Genomic DNA, 12,213 nt, shown 5'->3' with positions numbered 1-12,213 from the left:
TAATACTTATATATGTCATCATACAAAAAATACTGGAAAAGTGTTGAAGAGCTAGACGAAAATAGTTCTATTGTTGAGGCGCTTAAAAATAACGAATTTGTTGAAGCAATTCCTACTGATGAATTTTTAGGAAATAGTGATGCCTTGGCATCTTCATCAACATCTCGTCGTGACTTTTTAAAGTACGTTGGTTTTAGTACTGCAGCGGCGACGCTTGCAGCTTGCGAAGGTCCTGTAAACAAATCAATACCTTACGTTCTGCAGCCTGAGCAAATAATCCCGGGAGTTGCTGATTATTACGCAACATCTGTTTTTGATGGATTTGATTTTGCTAACCTGTTGATTAAAACACGTGAAGGTCGTCCTATTAAAATAGATAACAATACTATTGCAGGAGCTAATTTTTCTGCTAATGCAAGAATTCATGCGTCTATACTTTCATTATACGATAGCATGCGTTTAAAAGAGCCGAAAATTGAAGGTAAAAATTCAACTTGGGCTGCTGTGGATGCTAAAATAAAGTCAAGTATTGCTGATGCTTCCGCAAAAGGAGGGCAAGTAGTTCTTTTCACAAATACACTTGCAAGTCCATCGACTGAAAAATTAGTTGCGGAGTTTTTGGGTAAAAACCCAAATGCTAAACATGTTATTTATGATACCGTTTCAGAATCAGAAGCCTTAGATGCTTTTGAAACTGTATATGGTGAAAGAGCTTTAGTAAATTATGATTTTTCAAAAGCTTCCCTGATCGTTTCAGTCGGAGCTGATTTTCTTGGTGATTGGCAAGGTGGTTCTTATGCCTCTGGATATGCACAAGGAAGGATTCCTAAGGGAGGAAGAATGTCTCGTCATTTTCAAATGGAATCTAACATGACCCTTTCTGGTGCTGCAGCTGACAAGCGTCTTGCTATGTCTACTGCTAATCAAAAGCAGGCGTTAGTTCATATTTATAACATTGTTACTGGTTCATCTATTGCGGTAAAATTAGACAGCTCATATAAATCCGAGGTTACTAAAGCGGCTCAACAGTTGAAAGCTGCTGGATCGAAAGGTCTTTTAGTTTCGGGTATTCAAGATAAAAATGCACAACTTCTAGTATTAGCTATTAATCAAAAATTATCTAGTGAAGCTTTCGCCAATTCGGGTGTGAGACTAATTAGAAAAGGATCTAATGCCAAAGTTAATCAGCTAATTGCTGATATGAAGTCTGGAAGTGTTCACACTTTAATTATGAGTGGAATTAATCCAGTTTATAGTTTACCAAACAGCACAACATTTGTAGAAGGACTGAAAAAAGTCAAAACGTCTGTTTCCTTTACATTAAAAGAGGATGAAACTGCAATGTTAAGTACAATTGCAGCTGCAGTTCCTCATTATTTGGAATCATGGAATGACTTGAGTATTGTAAAAGGTAATTATAGCATTACTCAGCCAACTATTAGGCCGCTTTTCAGTACTAAACAATTCCAAGATGTTTTATTAGCATTGAACGGTCAGTCAGGATCATTTTATGATTATATAAAGGCGAATTCATCGGCAATAATTGCTGGCTCTTCATGGAATAAGGTTTTACATGATGGCGTTTATGCAGGTGTTAGTTCAAATATTGGAGCTGGTTCGGCTGATTATAACGCTGCCGCGTCTACTTTGGCGCAGTCAAAAGCGATTCAAGGATTGGAACTTGTTTTATACACTAAAACAGGTTTAGGTGATGGGCAACAAGCGAACAACCCTTGGTTACAAGAGTTCCCTGATCCAATTACTAGAGTTTCATGGGATAATTATTTAACTGTGTCTAATGCTGATGCTAAGAAATATGAGTTATCTAACGAGATTGTAGCGAATGGGGGTTTAAATGGTAGTTATGCAACAATCACTACAGCCGAAGGATTAAAATTAGAAAATGTTCCTGTAATTGTTCAACCTGGACAAGCTATCGGAACAGTAGGATTAGCATTGGGATACGGTCGTAAAGCGGCAATGAAAGAGGAAATGATGGTTGGTATAAACGCTTATCCGTTGTACAAAAGTTTTAATAACGTACAATCTATTACATTAGCAATTGGTGATGGTGAACATGAGTTTGCTTGTGTTCAAGGTCAAAAAACGTTAATGGGTCGTGGAGACATTATTAAGGAAACATCATTAGAAATTTTTAACACTAAAGATGCTGAATTTTGGAATAAACAACCGATGGTATCGCTAGATCATAAAGAAGTAGAAGCTACTTCAGTGGATTTATGGGATACTTTTGATCGATCTGTGGGTCACCATTTTAATCTTTCAATAGATTTGAATGCTTGTACTGGTTGTGGAGCGTGTGTTATTGCTTGTCATGCTGAAAATAACGTACCAGTTGTAGGTAAATCTGAAATTAGAAGAAGTAGAGATATGCACTGGTTGCGTATCGATAGATATTATTCGTCTGAGGATACTTTTGAGGGCGATAATGAAAGAAAAGAAAATATATCAGGATTAAGCAGTTCGTTATCTACATTTAATGAAATGGAAACAGCAGGTGACAATCCGCAGGTATCTTTTCAACCGGTTATGTGTCAGCATTGTAATCATGCACCTTGTGAAACTGTTTGTCCTGTTGCTGCAACATCTCATTCACGACAAGGTCAAAATCACATGGCTTATAATAGATGTGTTGGTACTCGTTACTGTGCTAATAACTGTCCTTATAAAGTGCGTCGTTTTAACTGGTTTTTATATAACAAAAACAGTGAATTTGACTATCACATGAATGACGATTTAGGTCGTATGGTTTTAAATCCAGATGTTAATGTTCGTTCTCGTGGGGTAATGGAAAAATGTTCAATGTGTATTCAAATGACACAAGCAACTATTTTAAAAGCCAAAAACGAAGGAAGAGTGGTAGTTGATGGTGAATTCCAAACTGCTTGTTCTAACGCTTGTTCGCAAGGAGCAATGAAGTTTGGGGATATAAATGACAGCGGTGCAGCTATTACTAAATTAGCTGGCGATGAGAGAATGTATCATCTTTTAGAGCATGTTGGAACAAAACCAAATGTGATTTATCACGTTAAAGTTAGAAATACCTAGTACAAAATAAATTAATTAAGAATCAATATAAAGGATTATGTCGTCTCACTACGAAGCAACCATTAGAAAACCCTTAGTTATAGGTGATAAAAACTATCACGATGTAACTGTAGATGTAGCCGCACCTGTTGAAGGAAAGGCAAATAAACATTGGTGGATTGTATTTTCAATTGCATTAACAGCCTTTCTCTGGGGATTAGGCTGTATTATCTACACCGTTTCTACAGGGATTGGAACATGGGGATTAAATAAGACCGTTGGATGGGCTTGGGATATAACCAATTTCGTTTGGTGGGTTGGTATTGGTCACGCGGGAACTTTGATTTCTGCAGTATTATTACTATTCCGTCAGCGTTGGAGAATGGCGATTAACCGTTCTGCGGAAGCAATGACCATTTTCTCTGTAATTCAAGCGGGTTTATTTCCTATTATTCACATGGGTCGTCCATGGTTAGCGTATTGGGTACTTCCTATCCCGAATCAGTTTGGTTCTTTGTGGGTAAATTTTAACTCACCGTTGCTATGGGATGTATTTGCAATTTCTACCTACTTGTCTGTTTCATTAGTTTTCTGGTGGACTGGGTTGTTACCTGATTTTGCAATGCTGAGAGATAGAGCTATTACACCATTTAATAAGAGAGTGTATTCGATTCTTAGTTTTGGATGGAGCGGTAGAGCCAAGGATTGGCAACGTTTTGAAGAAGTTTCATTAGTTCTTGCCGGTTTAGCTACTCCACTTGTACTTTCGGTGCATACAATTGTATCAATGGACTTTGCGACATCAGTAATACCAGGGTGGCACACTACCATTTTTCCTCCTTATTTTGTTGCGGGAGCAGTATTCTCAGGTTTTGCAATGGTTAATACGTTGCTTATTATTATGAGAAAAGTTTCGAATCTCGAGGCTTACATCACCGTTCAGCATATTGAGTTGATGAATATTGTAATTATGATCACTGGTTCTATAGTAGGTGTTGCATACATTACTGAACTTTTTGTTGCTTGGTATTCTGGTGTAGAATATGAACAATATGCATTTCTAAATAGAGCAACAGGTCCTTACTGGTGGGCATATTGGTCGATGATGACTTGTAATGTTTTTTCTCCGCAGTTTATGTGGTTTAAAAAATTAAGAACTAGTATTATGTTTTCCTTTATAATTTCGATTGTAGTAAATATTGGAATGTGGTTTGAACGTTTTGTTATTATTGTAACATCATTACACAGAGATTACCTACCATCTTCATGGACAATGTTTTCACCTACGTTTGTAGATATAGGGATTTTTATAGGTACAATTGGTTTTTTCTTTGTGCTATTTTTACTGTATGCCAGAACATTCCCGGTGATTGCGCAAGCAGAGGTTAAAACTATTTTGAAAGCTACAGGGCAAAATTACAAAAGAGAAAGAGAAGCAAATAAAGATTCACACCATGAGTAATAAAGTAATATACGCCATTTATAATGACGATGATATTTTGATGGATGCGGTTAAAACAACTAGAGCAGCTAATCATCATATTGAAGAAGTTTTCACTCCTTTCCCTGTTCACGGTTTGGATAAGGCATTGGGTCTTGCACCTACAAGATTAGCTATATGTTCATTTTTATACGGATGTGTTGGTCTTTCGTTTGGAACATGGATGATGTATTACATAATGATCCAAGACTGGCCGCAAGATATTGGTGGAAAACCAAGTTTTAGTTATCTTGAAAATATGCCGGCGTTTGTTCCAATTATGTTTGAACTAACTGTTTTTTTCGCGGCGCATTTAATGGTAATTACCTTTTACATGAGGAGTAAATTATGGCCTTTTAAGCAAGCAGAAAATCCAGATGTAAGAACTACAGATGATCATTTTTTAATGGAAGTGGCTGTAAGAGATAATGAAGAAGAATTAATTTCTTTCTTTCAAAATACTGGAGCTATAGAAGTCAAAGTAATAGATAAGCATTAATTAGAGATATGAAAAGTATTTATAAAATAACGTTTCTTTTTGGAATAACAATTTTAGTTTCATCATGCCATGACACTTTGGCACCAAACTATCAGTATTTTCCAAACATGTATGAGCATATTGGGTATGACACATATGCCGAATCGACTGCATTTAAGAATGGTAAAGAAGGGCAACTTCCAGCTAGTGGTACAATCAAAAGAGGTTTCGTTCCTTACGGGTATGAAAATTCAACAGAAGGTTACGATTTAGCAAAATTAAATTCAATTTCACCACTAGATACGATTTCGGAAAAAGACTTTGGTAAATCTAAAGAATTATACGAGATATATTGTGCGATTTGTCATGGTAACGAAGGTAATGGTAAAGGCAAATTAGTTACTCAAGGAAAATTACTAGGTATTCCTAGTTATAAGGATAGAGTGATTAATGAAGGAAGTATATATCACGTGATGACTTATGGTTTGAATTCCATGGGTGCTTACTCAAATCAATTGGATCAGCATGAACGCTGGTTGGTAGCTTCTTACGTTATCAAACTAAAAGAAAAATTATAATTGTTGAACAAACTGATCGTAATAGATATGTATACATTTTCAAGTAAATTAAAAACACTTTCCTACATCTTAATGGCCTTAGGTATATTAGGTATAGGGTATGGTTTTTATTCTGCACCAAAAGATATTCAAGAAGTTGAGAAGCTTCTTGCAGCAGAAAGTCATGGCGAACATGGTGGGTCAAAACATGAAGCATCGGCTTCAGCAACCCATCACGGAGATGCTGTCAGTCACACTGAGTTAGCTGTTGATGATAAAGTTGAGGCATCTCATGCTGAAGCGCCTGTTGGTGTTGATGCTGCTGACTCAATTAAAGAGGTGCAAGTTTTACCGCTATCAGATTTAACTAAAGGTAGGGAAAAAGCGCACGTGATGACAGCAGAGGAAGAACATACTGAGCATTTAACTCATGTTCTTCACCAATTGCAAAACAAACCATGGTCAGCATTTTATGTTGCATGTATCTTTTTTATGCTTATTTCGCTTGGTGTTTTAGCTTTTTATGCTATTCAACAAGTGGCTCAGGCAGGTTGGTCTCCAGTTCTTTTTAGAGTTATGCAAGGCATTACAGCTTATCTGCCAGTAGGTTCAGTTATTTTCTTTTTGTTTTTATTATTATCAGGTTTGCATATAAATCATTTATTTATTTGGATGGATCCTGAGGTTGTAGCAACAGATAAATTAATTGCAAACAAAGCAGGATACTTAAACTTTCCTTTCTGGATTGTTAGAGCAGCTATATTTTTAGTAGGTTGGAATCTTTATAGATACTATTCTAGAAAAAATTGTTTAGCACAAGATGATGCTAACGATAATCTTTTCTACAAAAAGAATTTTAAACTTTCAGCTTTGTTTTTAGTATTCTTTATTGTAACGGAGTCAATAATGTCTTGGGATTGGATTATGTCGATAGATCCGCACTGGTTTAGTACATTGTTTGGTTGGTATGTACTTTCAAGCTTTTTGGTGAGCGCCGTAACTACAATTGCTATAGTTACTTTATACCTGAAATCAAAAGGTGCATTAGAACATGTAAATACTAGTCACATTCATGATCTTGCGAAATTTATGTTTGGTTTTAGTGTTTTTTGGACTTACTTGTGGTTTTGCCAATATATGCTTATTTGGTATGCTAACATTCCTGAAGAGGTTACTTATTACGTTACTAGAATAGATGTTTATAATTTGCCGTTTTTTGGCGCAGTTGTAATGAACTTTGTATTTCCATTATTGATATTAATTAATACTGATTTCAAAAGAATTAGCTGGGTTCTTGTTATGGCGGGAGTAGTAATATTGGTTGGTCATTATCTTGATTTCTTTATAATGATTATGCCTGGCACGGTTGGTGATAGATGGTTTATAGGAATTTCTGAAATAGCTTCAATCTTATTTTTTCTTGGGTTATTCATTTTCGTAGTATTCACAGCTATGACTAAAGTACCATTGTTGCCTAAAAGAAATCCTTTCATTGAAGAAAGTAAACATTTTCATTATTAATATTTAAAGTAAAAAACAGATGACAAGTTTGTTGGTAATTATAGTTTTAGTTTTATTAGCTGTTGCTTTATGGCAATTGACTAAAATATTCGATCTAACGCAAGTTGGAGCAAATCCCGATAAGTCAGAAGTAGCTACTGATGTGGATAATAATATTCAAGGTTATTTAAATTTTGGGTTTTTAGCTTTTATATATATATTTTTTATATATGGATTGTTTAAGTGGGGCCCTTTAGTATTGCATACGCCGGCATCAGAACATGGTTTAGAAGTGGATAGGTTGATGAATATAACTTGGGTTTTAATATTTATTGTGCAGGCTATTACGCAAGCGCTACTACATTATTTCGCATTTAAATACCGCGGTACCAAAGACACAAAAGCACTTTTCTTCGCTGACAATAATAAATTAGAAGCGATCTGGAGTGGTATTCCTGCCGTAGTCTTAGCAGGTTTGATCCTATACGGTTTATATGCTTGGACAAACATTATGTTTGTTGATGAAGACGAGGATACTATCGTTATAGAGATATATGCGCAACAGTTTAACTGGAAAGCGAGATACTCTGGGGAAGATAATGTTCTAGGGAAAGCAAATGTTAGATTAATTGAAGGGGTCAATAGTCTTGGTGTTGATATGGCTGATCCGTATTCACAAGACGACATTGTAGTCACTGAATTGCACATCCCAAAAGGAAAGAAAATTCACTTCAAAATGAGGTCGCAAGATGTCCTTCACTCTGCATATTTTCCATATTTTCGGGCTCAAATGAATTGTGTACCTGGAATGGTAACTGAATTTGCTTTTACACCAGTTTTAACAACTGATGAATATAGAGAGTTGCCATATATGATCAAGAAGGTTGCTAATATTAATGATTTAAGAGCGAAGAAAAGTTTACTGCTTGTTGCAAAAGGGGAAACAGCGCTGGATCCGTATACTTTTGATTACCTATTACTTTGTAATAAAATTTGCGGTGCGTCACATTATAATATGCAAATGAAGGTTATTGTTGATACGCCCGAGGATTATAAAAAATGGGTGAGCGAGCAAGCGTTATTAGTTAGTCAAGTTAAGGAAGCTAAAGCGGCTCCCGCCGGCGTTGAAGGTGGAGTTAAGTTAGATTCGACAAAAACTAATGATACTACTGCTGTTGTAAAAATGGCAATGAAATAATAATAATAAGAAAATTTAAAGTAAAGATATATGTCAGCAGAAGGTCACGATCACGCAATAGATCACGAACACGAACATCATAAGCAAACTTTCATTACTAAATATATTTTTAGTACAGATCATAAGATGATTGCCAAGCAATACCTTATAACAGGTATACTTATGGGAGTCATAGGAGTTGCGATCTCTCTTTTATTTAGAATGCAGCTAGCATGGCCAGAAGAATCATTTAGAATTTTTAATATAATACTTGGTGACAAGTTTGCTCCAAACGGAGTAATGGCTAATGATATTTACTTAGCCCTTGTTACTATTCACGGAACAATAATGGTTTTCTTTGTTCTAACCGCTGGTCTTAGCGGAACGTTTAGTAACTTATTGATCCCACTGCAAATTGGAGCTCGTGATATGGCATCTGGTTTCATGAACATGATCTCTTACTGGTTGTTTTTTATATCAGCAGTTATTATGTTAAGTTCCTTATTTGTCGAGGCTGGTCCAGCATCTTCAGGTTGGACAATTTATCCACCGTTGAGTGCATTACCACAAGCAATTCCTGGATCAGGTAGTGGAATGACACTATGGTTAGTATCGATGGCTATATTCATTGCATCTTCATTAATGGGATCATTAAATTATATAGTAACCGTTATCAATTTGAGAACTAAAGGAATGTCTATGACTAGACTTCCATTAACAATTTGGACGTTTTTTGTAACAGCTATTATTGGAGTTGTATCATTTCCTGTTTTATTATCAGCGGCATTGTTGTTGATTTTTGATAGAAGTTTTGGTACGTCCTTTTTCTTATCTGATATTTATATTGCTGGAGAGGTTTTACATTATCAAGGTGGTTCGCCTGTATTGTTTGAACACCTATTTTGGTTTTTAGGCCATCCTGAAGTATATATCGTTATTTTACCAGCAATGGGTATTGTGTCTGAGGTTCTAGCAACCAGTTCTCGTAAGCCAATTTTTGGTTACAGGGCGATGATTATATCTACTTTAGCAATTGCATTTTTATCGACTATCGTTTGGGGTCACCACATGTTTGTTTCTGGTATGAATCCATTTTTAGGTTCAGTATTTACTTTTACAACACTGTTGATTGCAATACCTTCAGCAGTAAAAGCTTTTAACTGGATAACAACATTGTGGAGAGGTAATTTGCAGTTCAATCCAGCTATGTTGTTCTCTATTGGTTTTGTATCAACATTTATATCTGGGGGATTAACAGGGATTATTCTTGGAGACAGTACTTTAGATATTAACGTTCACGATACTTATTTTGTTGTTGCTCACTTTCACTTGGTAATGGGTATATCAGCTTTATATGGCTTGTTTGCTGGTGTTTACCACTGGTTTCCTAGAATGTATGGAAGAATGATGAATAAGAACATGGGATATGTGCACTTTTGGGTAACTGCTATTTGTTCGTATGGAGTATTTTTTCCAATGCACTTTATAGGGTTAGCTGGTTTACCAAGACGTTATTACACTAACACTAATTTTCCATTATTTGATGATTTGCAAAATGTAAATGTATTAATTACAATGTTTGCTTTAGTAGGTGGTGCTTTCCAATTAATTTTCTTGTATAACTTTTTTGCTAGTATTTTCTACGGTAAAAGATCAGTACAAAATCCATGGAAATCAAATACTTTAGAGTGGACTGCTCCTGTAGAACACATACATGGAAACTGGCCAGGTGCTCTTCCAGAGGTTTATAGATGGCCGTACGATTACAGTAATCCTCATCATGATGTAGATTTTGTACCTCAAAATGTACCGATGAAACCGGGTGAAGAAGCGTTACACCATTAATTTTTGATAATAATATAAAATGTCTTTCTTATCAGGAAGGCATTTTTTTTTACTTGTAACTTTACTCTATCTTTGTTTTATGAACGAAAATTTAGATCCTACATCAGATGGTCTTAATGCGGAGGAATTTGATCTTGAAAAAAGATTAAGACCGCTTTCTTTTGATGATTTTGCAGGTCAAGACCAAATATTAGAAAACTTAAAAGTTTTTGTACAAGCTGCTAATCAAAGAAATGAAGCTCTTGATCACACTCTTTTTCATGGACCTCCAGGATTAGGCAAAACAACTTTAGCTAATATTCTTGCTAATGAGTTGCAAGTAGGCATAAAAATTACTTCAGGTCCGGTTTTAGACAAACCAGGAGACCTTGCTGGATTACTTACTAATCTTGAAGAAAGAGATGTTTTATTTATAGATGAAATCCATCGTTTAAGTCCTATTGTTGAAGAATATTTATATTCTGCAATGGAAGATTTTAAAATCGATATAATGATAGAATCAGGGCCAAATGCACGAACAGTTCAGATCAATTTAAACCCGTTCACTTTAATAGGTGCTACTACCAGATCAGGACTATTGACTGCTCCAATGAGAGCTCGTTTTGGGATTGCTTCAAGATTGCAGTATTACACCACTGAATTACTAACGACAATAGTAGAGAGAAGTGCCTCAATTTTTAAAATGCCTATTTCGCTGGATGCTGCAATAGAAATTGCGGGTAGAAGCAGAGGTACGCCGCGAATTGCAAATGCACTTTTGCGCAGGGTTCGCGATTTTGCACAAATAAAAGGTAATGGAACTATTGATATTGAAATTGCTAGATATGCGCTCAAAGCTTTAAATGTTGATGCGCACGGACTAGATGAAATGGACAATAAAATATTGAATACCATCATTGACAAATTTAAAGGCGGACCGGTTGGTCTATCGACACTAGCTACAGCTGTATCTGAAAGTAGTGAAACGATCGAGGAAGTTTACGAGCCTTTTCTAATTCAAGAAGGATTCATTATGAGAACACCAAGAGGTAGAGAAGTTACCGACAAAGCATACAAGCATTTGGGAAAACTAAATAAAAATATTCAAGGCGGTTTATTTTAAATAAATTTGGAGAATTGAATGCGAACTTTTATTTTTCTAAGCTTCTTTCATAAATACCTTTTTTAATTTAAATACGTTAAACCGTTTAATCCTTATTTCTTTTATTATTTCTAAAATTTCAAATACTCAATTTATTAAATCTGAAGCCAAACGCTTGGGTTTTCTATCATGCGGTATTTCTAAAGCAGGCTATCTTGAAAAAGAAGCGCCACGACTCGAAGACTGGCTGAATAAAAATCAAAATGGTCAAATGTCGTATATGGATAATCATTTTGATACGAGGCTCGATCCCACGTTGCTTGTCGATGATGCTAAAAGTGTTGTCTCATTGCTATTTAATTATTATCCAAAAGATTTTCAAGGTAGCGAATCATACAAAATAGCTAAATATGCGTATGGCGAGGACTATCATCATGTAGTTAAAGATAAGTTGAAAGAATTATTATTTTCAATACAGAGTGAAATTGGCGAAGTCGCGGGACGGGCCTTTGTCGATTCGGCACCAATTTTAGAAAAAGCTTGGGCAGCGAAAAGCGGATTAGGATGGGTTGGTAAAAATAGCAATCTTCTGACTCAAAAAGTTGGATCCTTTTATTTTATCGCCGAGTTAATTATTGATCTCGATCTGGAGTACGACTATGCAACCACTGATCATTGTGGCACATGTACCGCTTGTATTGACGCTTGTCCCACTGAAGCAATCGTAGCTCCGTATGTAGTTGATGGAAGTAAATGCATATCCTATTTTACAATTGAGTTAAAGGAGAATATTCCTGATGAGATGAAAGGTAAATTTGATGATTGGGCCTTTGGTTGCGATATATGTCAAGACGTTTGTCCTTGGAATAAGTTTTCTAAATCTCACAACGAGCCTTTGTTTAGTCCAAACCCAAATTTACTAACAATGTCCAAAAAGGAATGGACTGAAATAACCGAGGAAACTTTTAGAGTCGTTTTTAAAAATTCACCCTTAAAAAGAGCTAAATATAAAGGAATAAAAAGAAATATTGATTTTTTACAATAGCT

Annotated in this window: 9 protein-coding genes; all 9 read left to right on the top strand. The window is 35.6% G+C overall.

The annotated features are described in order from the left end of the window. The first annotated feature begins 12 nt into the window (after positions 1 to 12). The 9 genes from BUB42_RS00665 to queG all read left to right on the top strand — a co-directional run bounded on the left by BUB42_RS00665 (position 13) and on the right by queG (position 12,211). The gene (locus BUB42_RS00665) at positions 13 to 3,069 is read left to right on the top strand and encodes a TAT-variant-translocated molybdopterin oxidoreductase (RefSeq protein ID WP_073016191.1); all 3,057 of its coding nucleotides are present in this window, start codon (positions 13 to 15) and stop codon (positions 3,067 to 3,069) included. 37 nt (positions 3,070 to 3,106) lie between these two features. Beyond that, a complete protein-coding gene (gene nrfD / locus BUB42_RS00660; protein WP_073016181.1) occupies positions 3,107 to 4,510 on the top strand; it encodes an NrfD/PsrC family molybdoenzyme membrane anchor subunit in 1,404 nt (467 codons plus the stop codon). After that, the gene (locus BUB42_RS00655) at positions 4,503 to 5,027 is read left to right on the top strand and encodes a DUF3341 domain-containing protein (RefSeq protein WP_073016179.1); all 525 of its coding nucleotides are present in this window, start codon (positions 4,503 to 4,505) and stop codon (positions 5,025 to 5,027) included. The genes nrfD and BUB42_RS00655 overlap by 8 nt, the downstream gene beginning before the upstream one ends. Before the next feature lie 8 nt (positions 5,028 to 5,035). Further along, positions 5,036 to 5,584 (top strand): c-type cytochrome, encoded by a 549-nt coding sequence (locus tag BUB42_RS00650; protein WP_073016178.1) that lies wholly within the window; start codon positions 5,036 to 5,038, stop codon positions 5,582 to 5,584. Between the two features lie 27 nt (positions 5,585 to 5,611). After that, positions 5,612 to 7,084, top strand: coding sequence for a cation-translocating P-type ATPase (locus BUB42_RS00645; protein ID WP_073016176.1), 1,473 nt, complete (start codon positions 5,612 to 5,614; stop codon positions 7,082 to 7,084). Positions 7,085 to 7,103: 19 nt separating this feature from the next. Then, positions 7,104 to 8,261 carry a cytochrome c oxidase subunit II gene (locus tag BUB42_RS00640; protein WP_073016174.1) on the top strand — a complete coding sequence of 386 codons (1,158 nt, stop codon included), beginning with the start codon at positions 7,104 to 7,106 and terminating at the stop codon, positions 8,259 to 8,261. A gap of 30 nt (positions 8,262 to 8,291) precedes the next feature. After that, a complete protein-coding gene (locus BUB42_RS00635) occupies positions 8,292 to 10,085 on the top strand; it encodes a cytochrome c oxidase subunit I (protein ID WP_073016172.1) in 1,794 nt (597 codons plus the stop codon). 79 nt (positions 10,086 to 10,164) lie between these two features. Beyond that, positions 10,165 to 11,187, top strand: coding sequence for a Holliday junction branch migration DNA helicase RuvB (gene ruvB, locus BUB42_RS00630; RefSeq protein ID WP_073016171.1), 1,023 nt, complete (start codon positions 10,165 to 10,167; stop codon positions 11,185 to 11,187). A 103-nt stretch (positions 11,188 to 11,290) separates the two neighbouring features. Next, positions 11,291 to 12,211, top strand: a complete 921-nt coding sequence (gene queG / locus BUB42_RS00625; RefSeq protein WP_073016169.1) for a tRNA epoxyqueuosine(34) reductase QueG — start codon at positions 11,291 to 11,293, stop codon at positions 12,209 to 12,211. The last annotated feature ends 2 nt before the right edge of the window (positions 12,212 to 12,213 follow it).

The organism is Flavobacterium micromati, assembly GCF_900129585.1.
Taxonomy (GTDB): domain Bacteria; phylum Bacteroidota; class Bacteroidia; order Flavobacteriales; family Flavobacteriaceae; genus Flavobacterium; species Flavobacterium micromati.
Note: the sequence above shows the minus strand (reverse complement) of the source record. Positions and strands in the feature narration are given on the sequence as shown.